This window comes from Bifidobacterium sp. ESL0819, from assembly GCF_052606245.1.
Window position 1 is genome coordinate 1,071,586 of record NZ_CP199587.1, and the last position, 17,611, is coordinate 1,089,196.

Genomic DNA, 17,611 nt, shown 5'->3' on the forward strand with positions numbered 1-17,611 from the left:
AACTGCTATCCACGATAACAGCACGCCGTTCCCGATCAGACCTCCTTTTCAGCTTCCTGCCGACACTACCGGACCAGTGGTCTTCGGGGCCTGTAGATGGACCATGCCGGACCTTATTCTTGAAGCTATGAGCAAGCAGTCGCCGGTGGATCCGCAAGAGGCCATGGAACAGGTGCGCGACCTTATCGGCGATCGGCTCCGGAATAAGGAAGGTCGGCCCACCAGGGCCCTGGTGGTGGCTGGTTCCCCCCGCAGCGGCAAGACCAGTCTGGCCACCCGTGCCCTGCTGATCGGTATGGAAAGGTTCGGCGATGGTGCGAGCATGGCTGTATCAGGTCGGACTGCGGCCGATCAGGTCAGCCACAGGGTCATTATGGAGCGGGGCAGGTCCGACCGAACTCGACCTGTGGGCACCTTGCAGGCCCTGGCTTTCCGTCTGCTGACGCGGTCCCGGCTATCCCAGGGCGGACATGATCCGCTTCTGCCCCGACTGCTCAACGGCGCTGAGGAGGATGCCCTGCTTCGGCAGGTCATGACCGTCCATCTGGAGCATGTGCAGGCGGGTGACGACTGCCCGGTCTGTCGGCTTCTGGAGCGATATTTCCGCAACGGGGCAGGCTGGTCGGCCGTCCTGGTCGGCGATGGTCAGGGACGGGTCGTAGGGGTTGCTGACAGATTCATCGCCCAACTACGGGATATGTTCGCCCGCATGACGGAATTAGGCCTGGACAGCGGAGATCGGGATCAGCTTCTGGACGCCTTGGCCGTCCAGCCCATGGATCCCGACCGCCGCGACCGGCTGGGTCTGCAGTGGCGGCTGGCCTTTGCCCTGGAGGATGAATACCGTCAGAGCATCACCAAGAGCTACCCGGACGAATTCCGCCTGGATCCCTCCATGCTTATGGCTGAAGCCTCCCGCAGCCTGGACGGCCTGGCTGGTGAGGATCTGCCCGACCTGCTGGTCGTGGATGACTGGCAGGACATCACCCTGGCCGGTATGGGACTGCTGCAGGGTTTGAACCAGGCTGGCTGCCGACTCCTTCTGGTAGGCAATCCCGACCAGTCGGTCCAGTCCTTCCGCGGCTCCTACCCGGAATTTCTGGCCAATCGTCTGACGGCCCTGTCCAAGCCCATGTCAGGTGCCGCCGCCCCTCTTCTGGCCCAGGACTTTGCCTGCCTGGGCGCCGCCACCGTGACCCTGAAACCTCGGAGGATGGTGGTGACGGAAGCGTCCGCAGACCAGACCGGAGACAGTCAGGGTTCAGATCCAGCAGCTCCCGGCTCCTATGCCGATCTGGTGGCTGCGAGGGTCAGTCTGGGCATCGCCGGGGTTGAGGAGGACGACACCCCCCTGCCTGACAGACCCGGCAAGCTGCCCGCCTGGCCCGGCGCCGGGCCGGTGGCATCCCTGGCTGCTGGCGGCAGTCTGATCCGTGACGGCAGCGTGCAGACCAGGCTCTTCCACACCCCTGACCAGGAGGATGATGATCTGGTCTGGCAGATCAAGCATGAGTTCCTGACCGACAAGCACGACTGGAACGACATGGCCGTCATCGCCCACGACAATGCGACCCTGCGCACCCTGGGTCGCAAGCTGCGCGTTCAGGGCGTGCCGGTGCGCTTTTCCTCAGTGACTCGTCCGCTCAGCCAGGAGCCTGCCATCCAGGGTCTCTTCGCCCTGGTCGAGCTGGCCCAATCGGTACTGGACCCCGTCGCCGGAAGCGACCCGGACGATCCTGCCCAGGTGGCTGCCTGGATCCGTTCGCGCCTGCGCACCCTGATGGCCAGCCCCCTTTTTCGTGTTCCCGCCACTGCCGCTCGTGCAGAGCGCCCTGTCAGGATGGAGCGTTTGGAGTCCATCATGGAGACCATGGCCGCATTGGTCCCCCTGTCCGCACAGCAGGGGAGAGAGCTACGGCAATCGCAGGGACCTTGCATGCCGATACCCCTGTCCGCACAGCAGGGGAGCGAGACGGACTCATCGGGCTCCTTGGACGATCTGCCGCTCCTGCAGCAGGTCTGGCAGACCTGGGTCGAGGACCTGGACCAACGGCGGGTTCAGCGGGACCGTTCATCCGGCATCAGCGTCGACGATTCCCTCTTGGCCAAGCACGACTCCTCTGAGCAGGGAGGCAAATCAGGCTCCTTCTCCAATGCGTCGGCCCCCGACCAGCCGGCGGATCTGGGCGACCGGCATGCTCCACGCCCGGCCATCCTGTCGGTTCAGGCCCTGGAGACCCTGCTGGTTCTGGACCCGGATGGCCGATCCTCGGGGATCATTCTGGAAGCGATGACCGCTATCGCCGGAGGGCGCAAGGAGGATCCTGACGTACTGGTCCTGGACAAGGCCCTGCAGGTCCTGCGTCTGACGGCCACCCGCATCGGCGCCCTGGAGGACCGTCAGCCCCAATATGTGCTCTGGGAGGCCTGGCGAAGTCTGGATCTGGCTGACGACTGGCAGCGGCGGGCCCTGATGGCCACCCAGGAGGGCGAGGAGGCCAACGACCGCCTGGACGCGCTCATGCGGCTTTTCCAGTACGCGGCTGGGTCCCGTCGTTTCCCCACGGTCGATGCCTTCATGGACCAGGTGCGCACCATGCAGATCGAGGCCGACTCCCTGGCGCGGATTGGGCCCATTGAGCATGCCGTCACCCTGACCACACCTGCCGGCGCTGCCGCCCTTGCCGCCGACTGGCCCCTGGTCTGGCTGCCCGCCGTCCAGGACGGGGTCTGGCCGAATCTGATTCCCCGCGACACCATGTTCGGAGCCGAGGAGCTGGCTGACCTGGTCCTGCATGATCGCATCGGCGACCCCCTGGCGGATACGCTCAGCCATGATCCTGCCTTGCGTTCCATTCTCTACGCTGAGAAGAAGGGTTTTCTGGAGGCGCTGACCCGGGCCCGGACTCAGGTGCGTATCAGCGCGGTCTGGAACGACGATCTGGTTCCTTCGGACTTTCTCTACGGCTATCTGCCTGAACGCTATCCGCGCACCGCCGACATGAGCCAGGCCGAGTTCAGCATGGTTGGCGCTGGCTCAGGCGACAGTGAGCGCTACGGGGGACTGGAAGCGTCTGCCAGAGGCCTGACGGCGGCTGCCCGTTCTATCCTGGCTATCCAAGCGCTGCTTCCGGAGGATCGGATCGACCGTGAGCGAGTGGATGATGCTGTGCAAACCCTGCGGCTGCTGGCGGAACAGGGCCAGGATTCGGCTGATCCCCGACATTGGCCATTCTTCTATGACCATGATCATGAGGGTGCCGCTGAGCCGGCCTCGAATGAGCATGCCCCAGATGAGCACTCCGCAGTTGAGCAAGACCCGGATGACGTGGTTTCGCTTGAACAGGACGCCGGATCAAGAGCCGTGGCCGCTGCCACAGGTGTCGCATCGATCACTGAAGGAGACCGTGCCCCTCGTTCAGCACATGCTTCCGTCAATCAAGCCACCCAGGCAGTTCGAACACACGAGCGTGACCAGCGCCATGAGCACCGGTCCGACCGCCAGGTGGTCCTACTCTCGCCGTCGGCTGTTGATGCCATCTGGAACTGTCCCCTGGAGTGGGCTCTAGCAGATCAGTTCTCCGGACCCTCTCCTTCCAGGGTGCCCACTGAGTTCGGCTCGCTGATCCACAAGGTGGCCAGCGAGGGCACAGCCCAGGGTCTGGACCGTCCTAGCGAAGGCAACCCGGATGTTCGCCAGCAGCAGGTGCGAGATGCGCTCCTGGACATTTATCAGCAGCTGGCTCCCCAGGAACAGCGCCTGCGGGACCCTGACGAGCTCTATGACCAGCGCGGCCGCAGCAGCCGGGTGGAATCCATTCTGGACAGCCTAGCCTCTTATTTCGTCCGCTCCTCGACGTCCGAATACGGCCTGGAAGGCAAGAACCCGGTCCCGGTCGGCGATCTGCTAGGCGTGCAGAGCGAACGCTCCTTTGACGTCAGCCTGTCCGTGGAGAACCTGGTTCCTCTTTGGCGGGCCACCTTCCCGGACAGACCTCTTGATGCCGACGGGCTTTTCGCCCTGATGTCCGGCCTGGTCGACGGCTTTCCCGCAGCTCTGGATGCCGGGACGACGGTCAGGTTGACCGGCCGCATCGACCGTCTGGAGGTCAGGTCCCTGCCCGAGGGCATCCGTCTGCGTCTGGTGGACTACAAGACCGGCAGAGTCTCCTATACCCAGGGTCAGCTCTTCAACGATCTGCAGCTGATCTGCTATCAGCTGGGACTGGCCTTCCCGCCCACGCCTGGCAGCAGCCCGGAGGCGGGTGCGGCCTGGAGCCTGCCCCAGGCCCCTGATCTGGACAGGACCGAGGGAATGAAGCTGAGCCAGTCTCTGCTCTTGCAGCTGCAGTTCCCGCCCAAGAACGCTCAAACGGGACTGCGCCGGGAGGAGATGGCCTACCAGCCGCCGCTGTTCGAGCGTGACAGGCTAGTCACTATCGCTCAGCCCAGAACCGGCATGCCCTCCCCGCTCGAGTCCAAGGCCGAGCCCGCCGATCTGTCCGAACAGGTTCCGCCTGGGGTGGATGCGGACCTGTGGGCCATGATCCGAGCCGCGCGGAACTCCTCCCAGGCTGTATGGGGGCTGACCATGATAGCCAGGATCTTCTTCGCTGCCGGGGTCAAGCTGACGGCTGGCCGGGATGATGCGGTCTTCGACCCTGCCCGTTGCCATCGGGCCGGCAATGGGCAGGCATGTCAGGCATGGCAGCTGGTGGCGCCCAATCTACTGGAGGATCAGGAATGAAGCAGACTGCCGAACAGTCCGCCATCGTCAATGCGGATGTCAACGAGGATCTTCTGGTGGTGGCCGGCGCCGGCTCGGGCAAGACCATGACCATGACCAGCCGGATCATCGCCCTGATCCGCCGGGGGGTGCCCTCCGAGCAGATTCTGGGATTGACCTTCACCCGCAAGGCCGCATCCGAACTCCAGTCCAGGGTGGGGGCGGCGGTCATCCGACGCGACCAGGGCAGAGGCGCCTCGGCCGTGGACCCTGAACGCAGCTTCCTCAAGCCGACCGTGTCCACCTATGACGCCTTCTTCCAGTCCATCGTGCGCCAGTACGGCCTGCTGGTGGGCATGGACCAGGACACTCGTCCGCTGAGTTCGGCAGGGGCCTACCAGCTGGCCTCACAGGTGGTCGCCGACCATCTGGATCTGATCTTTCCTGCCGGTGCCTCAGCACAGGATGGCCAATCCGACGATCTGGGCTCCTCAACCTTCTCGACCACCGTCAACCGGGTTCTGGGGCTGACCGGGGCGGTGACCACCTCCATGATCAGCAGCGAGTGCCCGGATTTCGACCAGGCTGTGGAGCGCATTCGTGCCTGGGACCGTGCCTTTGTGGATCGAGCCGACCAGCTGATCGGCGACCAGCCCGTGCCGAATGCCGAGCCCAGAGTCAGCGAGACGCCGCCCAAGCGCAGCAAGAAGGAGACTGACGAGCACTTCCAGGGCAAAATCAAGGCCTTCCAAGATAAACGGCAGAGCATTCGCCTCTACCGGGTGGATGCCATGCGACGGGCCGCTCTGACGCGCGAGAAGCTGCTGACTCTGGTCCAGGACTACCAGCGGGCCAAGCGCCAGGCCAATATGGCCGAGTTCGGCGACTTCACCCTGGCTGCCTTCCAGCTGGTCGACCGTTTCCCCTCCATCAGTGCCCAGCTGCGACGCCGCTACAGCCACGTCTTTCTGGACGAATACCAGGACACCTCCACTACCCAGGCCCTGCTCCTGGCGGCCATCTTCCATCCGCAGCGCCTTAGAGAGAAACAGGGGAGTGTGGATCAGGCTCCTGGCAGGTCGGCCGTGACCGCCGTGGGCGACCCCTTCCAGTCCATCTATGCCTGGCGTGGAGCCAGCCCCGGAGCCTTCCGCACCTTCCAGGCCCAGTTCGGCATGCTGGCCGACCGACCTGCCTCCGACAGCGGTTCCCTGTCTGGCGTAACCGCCTTTGGGCGCTCGCAGGATCAGGACCCGCTGACGCTGTCGCGCACCTTCCGCAACTCCAGCTGGGTGCTCAAGGCCGCCAACCAGCTGACCGTCCCCTTGCGCCATCGGGGCCAGGAGAGCCGGTCTGAAGCGGAACTGCGCGAGGTGGACGTGGCCAGGCTCCGTCCACGTGAGGACGCCGACCCGGGCACCGTTGGCCTCTTGGGCTACAGCACCGGCGGCCAGGAGATCGACGGCGTGGTCAGGTTCGCCCTCAGGGCCCGCGAGCTCTATGGCGATCAGGGCGATGCACCGCATGTAGCTGTTCTCTTCCGTTCCAAGGCAGCCCTTCCCAGGTACCGCCAGGCTCTCGAGGCTGCAGGGCTGAGCTGTCAGGTCGTCGGGTACTCCTCCCTCTTCGACCGGCCCGAGGTCATGGATCTGCGGGCTCTGCTCTCCCTGATCTGCGACCATACCGACAGCGATTCCCTGATGCGTCTGCTGGCCTCGGCTCGGTTCGGCATGGACGCGGCCGACCTGAGCGCTCTGGCCTCCCTGGCGGCAGGGGTCAATGAGGACAGCCAGTACCGGGCTCTTGTCCGTGCCGGCCTGGTTGAGTCCGACCCCGATCCGCGTCGTCGTCGCGAGGATTTGCACCGCTACCGTGACCAGGTCCCCAACGACGTCTTCCTGGTGGACCTGCTTTTGCGCGATGACCTGCCAGAGCTCTTGAAGAGCTCAGGTCTGTCCGCCAGGGGACGGATCCTAGCCGCCGAGGCCGCCCGGGTCATCTGCCAGGTCCAGGCTGAATCCTCGGCCCCCCTGCGCCAGGTGGTCATCGCGGCCATCCGTGCCCTGGACTTGGACGTGGACCTGGTGCTGGCCCGTTCTCTGGCCAATCCTGAACGACCTCTGGAGCCCAGCCAGGCCAAGGCGGGCATCCAGGCCCTGCTGGACCAGGTGGATGTCTACCTGTCCGAGCTGCCCCAGGGCCTAGGGCCCAGTCTGCGCGGGTTCGTCTCCTGGCTGTCCTCTCTGGATCAGAGTCCCGAACTGCCCACTGACGGAGACGAACGACAGGCCGACGTGACCCTGATGACCGTCCACCAGGCCAAGGGTCTGGAGTGGGATGCCGTGGCGGTGGTCGGGCTCAAACGGGGAGCCTTTCCCAGCAGCCAAGGCGATCGGCTCACCGTCAAGCCCGCCTTGGACCAGCCGGTGGTCCAATCTCCGGACGGCCCGGTCTACCAGTACAACTGCACGGCCCGTACCTGGCTGGTCGATCCCCAGTCCGTGCCGGTGCCGGTGCGGGCTGATGCCATGATTCTGCCACGCTTTCCTCACAACGCCCCCCTGGGAGCTGACCCTGAAGACCTGTTGGGCCGGATGGACCTGGCTGGCCTGGAGGAGGAGGCCATGGGCCTGTCTCGGGAGAGTGGGTTGGACGACCAGGCCGACCCGATCCGGGCCGATGCCATTGCCCCCTCTCAGCGCGAACAGTATGGACGGCGGCTGCTGGACGACGAGCGGCGGCTGATCTATGTGGCTTCGACCAGGGCCCGGCATGACCTGCTACTGACCTTCAGCCAGGACGCTCAGGCGGAGTCTGCGGCCTTGAACACGCCAGCTCCGGACCCGGATAAGGCCTCCAACTTCTGGACCGAACTGGTGGAGCTCTTCCAGGAAGAGCCCGATGCTGTCAAGCTGGAGCATTCAGAGGACGCGCAGGAGGGCGTGCCGACGCCGCCCCTGGGGCTCTTTGTCGGTGAGCAGGCCCAGTCCTACCGCCAGTCCATCGTCGACCGGGCCCTGGAAGAGGTGGATCAGGTCGCTGCCCGAGACGGCAAGCGTGACCAGGTGCTCTGGCCTCCGATTCTGAGTGCGCGGACCCGTGAAGCCTTGGACCGTTCGGCTACCTGGGTGCGCGCCGGGGATACGGGCAATCCCGCAATTCCTGAGGAGGGCGATGACGGGCTCTACGCCAATGCGGTCCGCGTCCTGCAGGTCAGCACGGGTCGCTTGGGGGCCGCTGGCGATCAGCTGCTCACGGACCTGGACCTATTGCGGAGCACTGGCCGTCGGATCCTGGGGCACGGGGCCCGCAGCGTCACCGCCATCCAGGCCGGCTCGGCAGAGGGCGATCCCAAGATGGAGAGGGATTACTGGCAGGGGCTGGTCAGACCCATGCCCCAGGTGGCTACCCCAAAGGCCGAGGCAGGCACCCGCTTCCACGACTGGGCCAGGCGCTTCATCCTGCCTGAAATCTCCGCACCTGAAGGACTGGTGGACCTGCCCGATCAGGCGGAAGCGCCGAATATGCTCGATGGTCCGTTGGGGCCTGGGGCCATGGCTGAGCGGGCGCGCATGCTGGACGGGCTTGATCGGGAGCGGGAATCCCTGGATTCCAAGGCCGATCCTGTGCAGGCCCGTCTGCTGACCTGGGAGCAGCGGCTGGCTGATTCTGACTGGGCACAGCGCACCCCCGTCTGGGTGGAACGGCCGATCGTGGCGGTGCTGGCAGGCTCCATCGTCAAGGGCAAGCTGGACGCGGTCTTCGCAGGGGGGCTTGACCCGGATCGCCTGGATGTCAGCTACACCATCGTGGACTGGAAGACCGGATCCCGGCCGCACGGAGAGGAGTCGACCAACCGCCGTCTGGTCCAGCTGGACTTCTACCGTCTGCTTCTGTCACGCTTGCAGGGTATCGGCCTGTCGACCATCGACGCCTGCCTTTATTATGTAAGCGAAGACCGGCCCCAGGATCGACTCGTCAGGGCCCGTGCCAGGACCGAAGAAGAAATTCTCGCATCCCTGGCCGAGGGCATACCCGAGCAGTCGGACGAGGACTGAGTCTGCGGCAGACCCCGCCAGATAAGGGCGATGGGTGCCGCGTATCAGCAATCATGAACAGCAGGCGATCGGCAGATGGCCACGGACCGTCGTAGGGCCGGTACGCCCGAATGGAGCAATGAGACAGATGACAACGTCGAGTAATCGTGACCATGCCTCCCGCAGGAGGGGGAGCGTGCAGATCAGACCCATGGTCTGGGCGGATATGCCCGACCTGGTGGGGACTTTTGACGCCACCTGGAAGGTGCAGGAGGATTCCGAGGGGACTGTGTCCCGGCTGAGCGCAGCCCACTTCATCCTGCATTACCTGGTGGGTGCCACCAGGGCCCGGATAGCTGTCGATGGGCGGGATTTTCTGGGAGTAACCCTGTTGGCCGAGGGACGTGGCGAACTGTGCTTTCCCCAAGCCGAAGAGGAGCTTGAGCAGGTGGACCAGCAGTTGTCTGCCACACCGCTGGGCGCTCAGACCCTGGACCGGGCCCGCCAGTGGCAGCTGACCGAGGTCAAGCTGGAGAAGCAGTGCGGTCTGGCCGTCCCGCCCCAGGCTGAACTGAGGCTCTTCCTGGTCTCCAGCCGCGCCCGGGGGCGCGGCGTGGGCGGCGCCCTATGGCGGGACACCCTGGAGCATCTGGACCAGGCAGGCATTGATCGCTTCTACCTGCATACGGACTCCTCCTGCGACGTGGGCTTCTACGACCATCAGGGAATGGAGCGGCTGGCCGAGCTCAAGGGGCGGGACCATGCTGCCTTCGCCGGGCGCGATCCCTCCGACGACCCGCAGTTCTTCGAGGGGATTGACGACATCTTTATCTACGGCGACCGTGTGAGCGACCAGCTGGGCAAGGACGGTGATCATGGCGGCCGCTAAATCCCCCTTCCTGCGCCTGTTCACTTACCCGGGCGCCGCTGGTTTCTGCCTTTCGGCCGTTCTGGCCCGCCTGCCCCTGGGCATGATGGGTCTGGGCATTGTGCTGGCCTTGAACAACATCTATGACAACTGGACCTCGGCCGGTCTGATGAGTGCCGTCTACACGCTCTGCGCGGCCCTGGTCACCCCCTTCTACGCCCGTCTGTTCGACCGGTTCGGCCAGCGCCGGGTTGGGGTGACCGCCCTGATTGTGCAGGCTCTGGCCATTCTGGGGTTCGCCATAGGGGCCATGCGCCGGGTTCCCCTGGGAGTGCTTTTCGTCTTGGCGGCCCTGATGGGTCTGACCCAGTTCGCCTTCGGAGCACTGGTGCGCACCCGCTGGGCCTGGGTGCTGCGCGATGACAAGACCAATCTGCTCAACACGGCCTACGCCCTGGAGTCGGGACTGGACGAGTGCGTCTTCATCCTTGGACCCATTCTCTCCGCCTACCTGGCCACCTCGGTCAGCCCGGTCTCCCAGCTCTACCTGCCCGCCCTGGCTCTGCTGGTCGGCGGACTGGCCTTCTTTGCCATGCGTTCCACCGAGCCTCCGGCCGTCGTTCGCATGGAGGCCGTTGACCAGTCGGCAGCGGATCATTCCCCGGTGGATGCCCACGGAACCGTTCTGCCAAGCGAAACCGACGGCCTCCGGGGCTCTCGCTCGGCTCTGGTCTACCCGGGCATCCTCCTGCTGGTCGTGATTTTCGTCATCTTCAACATGAGCTTTTCGGCTGTTGACGTCTCGGTGACCGCCCTGACCAAGTCCATGGGCCGCGAGGGTGCTGTGGGCCTGCAGCTGGCCCTGTTCGCCTTGGGCTCCCTGTGCGGGGCGCTGATCTTCGGCTCGGTCAGGCTCAAAGGATCCCGCTGGCGCTATCTGACGACCTTCCTGGTGCTGCTGACCCTGGGCTACGTGGTCTTCCGCCTGGTCATGGACAGCTTGGTCCTGCTGGGCCTGGCCGAGGTGCTGACCGGCCTGTGCGTCTCCCCGATCTTTGCTACCGGCAACCTGATTGTGCGCGAGAACGTGGATGCCCGTGCCCTGACCGAGGGGCTCTCCTGGCTGTCCACCGGCGGATCCATCGGCACCTCCCTGGGATCCACCCTGGCCGGAGTCGCCTTGGATCAGTTCGGGCCTCACGGCGGCATGACCATCCCGGCGGTGGTCACCTGCTGCGCTGTCCCTCTGGCCATGCTGGGCTGGGCCAGGAGCCGCAGAAGGGGTATGGTCGTGGAAAAGGGCGAAAATACGCAGTGAAATGAACAGCCAAGAAGGAGGCAGCCGATGATCCGCGTATCGGTGCTGGGCGCAGGCGGTCGCATGGGAACCGAGGTGGTGCGTGCTCTGAAGGACGCGCCGGATATGCAGACGGCTCTGCTGCTGGGGCCGGATGATGATCCGGCTGCCATCAATCCGAGCAATACGGATGTGGCGGTCGACTTCACCAGACCCGATGCCGTCCTGGGCAACACCTTGACCCTGATAGGGCAGGGGGTCCACACCGTCATCGGCACCACTGGCTGGACCAAGGAGCGTCTGGACCAGGTCAGGCAGGCCCTTGCTGAGCATCCCGGAGTCAGCGTCTTCATCGCTCCCAACTTCGCCATCTCCGCAGTGCTGGCCGACCGGTTCGCAGCTATGGCTGCCCGCTACTTCGAGTCGGCCGAGGTGGTTGAGCTGCATCATCCCGACAAGGTTGACGCCCCCTCCGGCACGGCTCTGGGTACTGCTTCCGCTATTGCCAAGGCTCGCCGTCAGGCTGGCATGGGCCCCATGCCCGACGCGACCCAACAGCCTGATCCTTCCCGGGGCCGGGTGGTTGACGGTGTTCATGTCCATGCCGTCCGCCTGCGCGGGCTCAATGCTCATGAGGAGATTCTCATGGGCAACCCTGGTGAGCAGCTGACCATCCGCGCGGACAGCTTCGAACGTGTCTCATTCATGCCTGGAGTCCTCCTGGCTGTACGCCGAGCCGGTAGCATCCCCGGCCTGAGCGTCGGTCTGGACCGCTACTTGTTCTGATATCCGCAGGATCGTCCCCATATGGAAGGAGCGTGAAGATATGACTGAGACTGGTGCCCATCTGCTTCCCCCTGCCCCGTTTGGACGGGTGATCCCCGCCATGATCACGCCTATGAATAAAGACGGATCCGTGAATTACGGGGCAGCCGCCGATCTGGCCCGCACCTTGGTGGCTGATGGGGCCGACGGCATCCTGGTCAACGGCACGACAGGCGAGTCTCCCGTCACCCACATGGAGGAAAAGGCCAATCTGGTCAGGGCCGTCAAAGATGCCGTCGACGTGCCGGTCATTTCGGGTGCAGGCTCCAATGACACGGCGCACACGGTACGCATGGTGGAGATGACCCAGGAGGCGGGGGCCGATGCCCTGCTGGTGGTCATGCCCTACTATTCGCGGCCCTCCCAGGATGGGGTAGTGGCCCACTTCCGTTCGGTCTGCCAGTCGGCTCAGCGGCCGATCATTCTCTACGATGTGCCTGGACGGACCGGACTGCACGTGGAACTGGATACCTACCGGAGGCTGGCCGAGCTGGACGGAATAACAGCCGTCAAGGATGCCACAGGCGACCTGGCCTCCATGCCTCGCAAGCGCCAGGAGACCGGCCTGACCTGGTATTCAGGCGACGACAGCCTCTATATGCCCTTCCTGGCCTTGGGTGCTGTCGGCGTCATATCGGTTATCGCCCATGTAGCCTCCGGACCTATGAAGCGCCTGGCCGATGAATTCGATGCCGGCGACCTGGATGGCGCAAGGGATTTGGCTGCACGTCTGGACCCGCTGGTCCAGGCTCTCAATGGTCAGGGTCAGCAGGCTGTCATGGCCAAGGCTGCTCTGAAGGCGGTCGGCAGATTGGACCAGACCGCCATGAGGCTGCCCAATCTGGGTCCCGATGAGGATCAGGTGGCTCTTGCCCGAAAGGGCATGAAGGCTGCCGGACTGATCTGAATTACTCCTGAAAGCAGCGTCGCTATCGCCTGTGGTAAGGGTACTCAGGCTGAGCAGCGTCTGGTGGCTCCTCCGAAGTATCGTAAGGGTTCCATGCGTATTGTCCCGCTGGGGGGTCTGGGTGAGATTGGCCGCAATATGAATGTGATCGAGTATAACGGTCATGTTCTGCTGATTGACTGCGGCGTGCTGTTTCCGGAGGAGGAGCAGCCGGGCGTGGATCTGATTCTGCCTGACTTCAGCTATATCAAGGATAAGCTGGATCGGGTGGATGCTCTGGTGCTGACTCATGGGCATGAGGATCATATCGGCGGGGTGCCTTATCTGCTGAGGCTGCGTCCGGATATTCCTTTGATCGGCTCGAAGCTGACTCTGGGGTTTGTTGATGCCAAGTGCGAGGAGCATCATCTTAAGCCCAGGGAGGTGGAGGTCAAGGGTCGTGACAAGCTCAAGGTGGGCCCCTTCAGCCTGGAGTTCGTGGCCGTCAACCGGCATCGGTCTCCTGCAGGACGCTGGACGACGGTCCGCTGCCCGCATCGGTCACGGCTCTTCCAGACCTGGCGCCGTCTCGATCAGGCAAAACAAAGAGCCCCAGCGCCAGTGCGGCCAAGGCCGCTGCCAAGAGCACCGCTTCCGCCAGCATGGCCGGGCGCACCCTGCTGCTCACGCTGGTCGCGTCTGCATCCTGGCCCGCCGTTGCGCCACTGCCAGCCCAAGCCGGTCTTCTGCCCGATCCGCCATGCGGATTCCGGCTTGCGGAAAGGTCTGCCGCTGCCCCGATTGGCCATGTCCTCCCTGAGACTGTTCAAACTTGAATTGATGCCTGAATCGTCTTCTCGACCCCCCTCTCTCCGATGAAGGGCGTCGTATGCCATACGTATCTCCCTGCAGCCTCGGCATGGCCCGGCCGAAGTCGAGAGCGGTATAGTAGCGGCCACCCCTGTCTCTTGCCATAGCCTTGTCAAGGATTTGTTTGAATTCCAACGAAGCCTCGCCCTGGCGCAGGCGTTGAAGTTCGCGATGCATGATGGCTTTGGGCCAGCTGGTCCTCGGTTCGCTACCCGGTATCCATGTTCGGAGGTGGGCCGCCCGGTCAACTTGCCGAAGAGGGAGCGGCCCAGGGAGTATATCGCTTGCCTCTTATCCTCCGGAACGGCAGGTCAGGATCTCGGGCGCAGTCCAGGGGATCGAGAGCCCGGCCAGGAAGTTGGCCTCACTCAAGAAGAGCTCATGGGCATCATGGCCGTAGACGCTTGCCCTGACGGCCACCCGGCGTGAAGGGGCCTCCTGCTCGTGCAGGTAGACGGATGATGTGGCTCCTCTGCGCAAAATGCGGACATGCCGATAACCCGGCAGATGTGGTACCGATACAGGCGCGGGCTCCCGAAGGCAGTCGTGCCATAAAACTAATATATTTGCAATTTTGTGGATTCGGCAGCTCGCTTGAATAGACGAAATTCCCAGTCTGTGATAAGCTTTTCTTGTTGTTGGTTGAGGCAGCTGATTGTTTTTGCGGGTTCATATCGGCTAATTCGTCCTATGAGAGGAAATGTTATGGCAAATGTATCGGTTACTTATGGTGATTTGGACGGCGCTGTCAGCGATCTGAAGAATGGGCACGATACCCTCGTCTCCGAATTGAATGCCTTGAAGAGCAAGATTGATGCCCTTGTCGCAAGCGGGTTCGTGACGGACCGCGCCTCCGGCGCTTTCCAGCAGTCTTATGAGGAATTCACCAAAGGAGCCACGCAGACCGTCGATGGTCTGGACGGCATGGAGAACTTCCTGAACAAGACCAAGCAGTCACTGTCTGATCTGGATAGCCAGCTGGCCAGTTCTTTGCAGTAGGTTTTCTGTCTGCGAGGGAAATATGTGCCTTAGACGTCTGCGGCATGGTTGCTCAAGACGTGTATAGGCGTATTTTGGCCATCTTGTCTTTAAGGCACGCCATCGCAGGCAATGGAGCTGTTTAGGCTCATTGCGGCTCCTTCTGGTCAGCGATGATCAGAAGGAACCGCAACTGTCTCTCTCCAGTGGCTCGTTGTAGTGCTATGAGAATCGGCCTGTCGGATGTGTACTTGCCAGCGGAATAAACGAGCCTGGATTGCCGGACTGCGATGTTCGCGTGCGAGCGTTCTCCGCAGGAATCAGAAACCTTGTTGAGGATTGGAGTGGGGCTTGATTCCGCATTGATGTCGGGATCGGGACTGTGGCTGATCCCTGAACACGCGGTTTCTTTAACGAAGTCGATCAATGGCTCAAACTGGAGAGAGATGTGGTTGCTGAGAATACGGTAATCGGCGGGCGGTATCGTATCTTGACGCAGATAGGCAAGGGTGGAATGTCCACTGTCTATCTTGCGCTGGATACATCATTGAACAAGCAATGGGCCGTTAAGGAGATCAGGCAGGTAACCGATCCCGTCAAGCGGGACATGATCATCAAGAGCATCACCGTTGAAGCCAATATGATCAAGCGCTTGGACCATCCGTCTATCCCTCGGATTGTTGATCTGATCGATGACCATGGCACGCTGTATGTCGTCATGGACTATGTGGAGGGCCGGACGCTCGCGGATATCCTGAAAAACGAGGGGCCGCAGCCTGAAGACCGTGTAGTCGATTGGGGCATCCAGCTATGTGACGCGCTTCACTACCTGCACAGTCGGAAGCCTCCGATCATTTACCGGGACATGAAGCCATCGAACGTGATGGTGACCCCAAGCGGAGCCATCAAGCTGATAGATTTTGGCATTGCCATTGAAATGGGAGCGGATGATGACCGGTCCTCACTGATCGGGGACGACAGGCAGCTGGGCACGCAAGGTTACGGTGCTCCCGAGCAATTCAGCGAAACAGGTCGCGTGGATCAGCGCACCGACATTTTTGCTTTGGGCGCGACACTATACAACCTGCTGACAGGCGTGCGCCCGCGTTCCGGAGCATTCAAACCAATCCGGGACATCGTTCCCTCCTTGTCTGCTGGCCTTGAAGAGATCATATCCGTCGCGACGCAGACCAACCCTGAGGCAAGATTCCAGAACTGTGCTCAGATGGCTTATGCATTGAGACATTACCGGGAGATTGATGAGGTTCATCGTCAAGCGCTCACCAAAAAATGGCGTGCGTTCCTTGCTGTCATAATCGCTTCAGCGGTCTGTTTTGCGCTTTCGGCATGTTCGCTGGGCATGGCGTATAGAACGCGCAATGGCGACTTCAGCTATTGGATGGATCAAGCCGCTCAGACAACGGTCAGCGCTAGAGCCGAAAACGACTTTGTCCATGCCGCCTCCATCAAACCGGACTCTGTCGACCCGTATATCGGGTTGATCAGTTTGTATAAGGCAGACGGTGCATTCGATCCACAAGAGGAGCATACATTCAATGCTGTGATCACCGAGCACAGCAATTCCCTGCGTAAGCATTCCGAGGACTGGTCGAGGCTGTGTTTTGAAACAGGAAAGCTGTATTGGTACTACTTCAAGGTGCCTGAAGACGCCAGAACAGCCTCAGGCTCCTCTATGACGGATCAGGAATCAATGAGGATGGAACGCATAAGGGCGGCCTCTCCCTGGATGCACGAGGCAGCCAAGAGCAAGGACTACAAGAAGGCAGAACTCGCGGATATCTACGCAGGCATAGCGGATTTCAACACGCAAATCGTCCCACTCATCAATGAGGGATCGGATGCCGGCAGATACAAGCCGTATGCAAGGCGCTTGCAACGATTGCTGGATGCTTCCCGCCAGGAGAGCAATGATGTTATTCGATTGGAAGCCGCCAATCTGACGTTGGACGCCTTGCAGATCTTTCCAAGGAAGTTCAGGGCGGATGGCATTGGCAAGGATCAGATGAACGCTTTGGCGGATCGGTCCGTATCCTTGGCCGCCTCGGTAACCCCTACGACTGCCTTGCTTGATGAGAGAAAAAATGAGGCCAATGAATCCTCAAAACAGGTTCGCGCCGCTATAGACAACGCCTTTGTGGATATCAAGGGGGATAAGCAATGAACGCCTGGTCCTGGAGAATGCTGGCTTTGGTATTTCTGGCGGTTGCCCTGGTTCTGGCGGTTGCCGCGATTGTGCTTTATAGGGTCCTGCATATACGCCAGGTGCGGGATGCCCTCACTGGCCGCAGCGAGGCTGCCGAAATTGAACGGATGCGCACAGCCAGGGCGGGTACATGGGCAATGGTCGGCTCACAACAGCAGACTGGCGATCTGGGTTTCAACCCGGGAATCGGGAACAGTCAGGATTTCGCCTCCTCCCAGCAGCATCCGGTGGAATTCGTGGTGCATTCGGCCGATGCATCATCGGAATCCGGGCAAATGAGCGCGCAATCATCAGGGGTTGATGATGACGAGCAGCAGACTTCTCTGATTGGCCATGGGCATGCCGAAACCAGCGCTCGCGATGATGAGGCCCAAACCACGCTTGCAGAAAGGTCTTGACACGATGGCGGAGCCCGTAAAAAGCACTAAGGCGATAAAGGTCCTTTGCTGCATGATGAGTTTTTCGGTTCTGTTTTGTCTCGCCTTGCTCGTATGGCAGCTGTTGCTTCCCACCCGTGCCTCTGCGGCGGAGATGAAGAGCGCCAAGGATCGCATATCCGTATCGATGACTTATCGGCAGATGAAGTCCGAAGATGACCTTACAGACGGAAAAACATGGATTGCCGCAGGGCCGCGTTCTGTTACGATGACCATCACTCCGCGGTCGGCGGATGGCGTCGATTGGCAATCTTCAAGCGATGGCTCGCTGGCAATCGAAGGCATCGGCATCTCCGGCAGCGGACCATGTCCAGTCCTGCAAAGCGACGATCCCGGACAAGGGCCTTCCCGGACCTATACGCTTAGATATACCGATGGCGGGGACAGCTCCCAAGGTGGTCAGGAATATTCGTTGGACAGTTGTCGGCTGAAATTCAGCTATACATTAACCTCGGGCAATGAA

The 17,611-nt window shown here is 62.2% G+C and carries 10 protein-coding genes and 1 pseudogene; 10 read left to right on the forward strand and 1 reads right to left on the reverse strand.

All coding sequences use genetic code 11. The features are described from left to right. Positions 1-127: 127 nt before the first annotated feature. From ACUIAD_RS04530 to ACUIAD_RS04560, 7 genes and pseudogenes are all read left to right on the forward strand, one after another. Positions 128-4,747, forward strand: coding sequence for a PD-(D/E)XK nuclease family protein (locus tag ACUIAD_RS04530; protein ID WP_445342895.1), 4,620 nt, complete (start codon positions 128-130; stop codon positions 4,745-4,747). Next, complete coding sequence (locus tag ACUIAD_RS04535) at positions 4,744-8,784, forward strand: UvrD-helicase domain-containing protein (RefSeq protein WP_445342896.1); 4,041 nt, start codon at positions 4,744-4,746, stop codon at positions 8,782-8,784. The genes ACUIAD_RS04530 and ACUIAD_RS04535 overlap by 4 nt, the downstream gene beginning before the upstream one ends. Before the next feature lie 127 nt (positions 8,785-8,911). Next, the gene (locus ACUIAD_RS04540; protein ID WP_445342897.1) at positions 8,912-9,652 is read left to right on the forward strand and encodes a GNAT family N-acetyltransferase; all 741 of its coding nucleotides are present in this window, start codon (positions 8,912-8,914) and stop codon (positions 9,650-9,652) included. Then, on the forward strand, positions 9,639-10,949 hold the full coding sequence (locus ACUIAD_RS04545) for an MFS transporter (RefSeq protein WP_445342898.1): 1,311 nt from the start codon (positions 9,639-9,641) through the stop codon (positions 10,947-10,949). The genes ACUIAD_RS04540 and ACUIAD_RS04545 overlap by 14 nt, the downstream gene beginning before the upstream one ends. Positions 10,950-10,976: 27 nt before the next feature. Continuing rightward, positions 10,977-11,714, forward strand: coding sequence for a 4-hydroxy-tetrahydrodipicolinate reductase (dapB, locus tag ACUIAD_RS04550; RefSeq protein WP_110451743.1), 738 nt, complete (start codon positions 10,977-10,979; stop codon positions 11,712-11,714). A 40-nt stretch (positions 11,715-11,754) separates the two neighbouring features. Beyond that, positions 11,755-12,660, forward strand: coding sequence for a 4-hydroxy-tetrahydrodipicolinate synthase (gene dapA, locus ACUIAD_RS04555; protein ID WP_110451744.1), 906 nt, complete (start codon positions 11,755-11,757; stop codon positions 12,658-12,660). Beyond that, positions 12,661-13,194, forward strand: a pseudogene (locus ACUIAD_RS04560) (MBL fold metallo-hydrolase); the annotation flags it as partial. Between the two features lie 606 nt (positions 13,195-13,800). Here ACUIAD_RS04560 and ACUIAD_RS04565 read toward each other — a convergent pair. Next, on the reverse strand, positions 13,801-13,989 hold the full coding sequence (locus ACUIAD_RS04565) for a hypothetical protein (RefSeq protein ID WP_445342899.1): 189 nt from the start codon (positions 13,987-13,989) through the stop codon (positions 13,801-13,803). A 225-nt stretch (positions 13,990-14,214) separates the two neighbouring features. On the opposite strand from ACUIAD_RS04565, the gene ACUIAD_RS04570 reads away from it, so the two are divergent. The 3 genes from ACUIAD_RS04570 (at position 14,215) to ACUIAD_RS04580 (ending at position 17,109) form a co-directional block, all read left to right on the forward strand. Then, a complete protein-coding gene (locus ACUIAD_RS04570) occupies positions 14,215-14,508 on the forward strand; it encodes a WXG100 family type VII secretion target (protein ID WP_110451745.1) in 294 nt (97 codons plus the stop codon). A gap of 427 nt (positions 14,509-14,935) precedes the next feature. Next, positions 14,936-16,669, forward strand: coding sequence for a serine/threonine protein kinase (locus tag ACUIAD_RS04575; protein WP_445342900.1), 1,734 nt, complete (start codon positions 14,936-14,938; stop codon positions 16,667-16,669). Then, positions 16,666-17,109 carry a hypothetical protein gene (locus tag ACUIAD_RS04580; protein WP_445342901.1) on the forward strand — a complete coding sequence of 148 codons (444 nt, stop codon included), beginning with the start codon at positions 16,666-16,668 and terminating at the stop codon, positions 17,107-17,109. The genes ACUIAD_RS04575 and ACUIAD_RS04580 overlap by 4 nt, the downstream gene beginning before the upstream one ends. Positions 17,110-17,611: the final 502 nt, after the last annotated feature.

What these genes read in the sequence shown, in the direction of transcription:
- ACUIAD_RS04570 (WP_110451745.1), top strand. Translation starts at nt 14,215, where the DNA reads ATGGCAAATGTATCGGTTACTTATGGTGATTTGGACGGCGCTGTCAGC.
- dapA (WP_110451744.1), top strand. Translation starts at nt 11,755, where the DNA reads ATGACTGAGACTGGTGCCCATCTGCTTCCCCCTGCCCCGTTTGGACGG.
- ACUIAD_RS04580 (WP_445342901.1), top strand. Translation starts at nt 16,666, where the DNA reads ATGAACGCCTGGTCCTGGAGAATGCTGGCTTTGGTATTTCTGGCGGTT.
- ACUIAD_RS04545 (WP_445342898.1), top strand. Translation starts at nt 9,639, where the DNA reads ATGGCGGCCGCTAAATCCCCCTTCCTGCGCCTGTTCACTTACCCGGGC.
- ACUIAD_RS04535 (WP_445342896.1), top strand. Translation starts at nt 4,744, where the DNA reads ATGAAGCAGACTGCCGAACAGTCCGCCATCGTCAATGCGGATGTCAAC.
- ACUIAD_RS04530 (WP_445342895.1), top strand. Translation starts at nt 128, where the DNA reads ATGAGCAAGCAGTCGCCGGTGGATCCGCAAGAGGCCATGGAACAGGTG.
- dapB (WP_110451743.1), top strand. Translation starts at nt 10,977, where the DNA reads ATGATCCGCGTATCGGTGCTGGGCGCAGGCGGTCGCATGGGAACCGAG.
- ACUIAD_RS04540 (WP_445342897.1), top strand. Translation starts at nt 8,912, where the DNA reads ATGACAACGTCGAGTAATCGTGACCATGCCTCCCGCAGGAGGGGGAGC.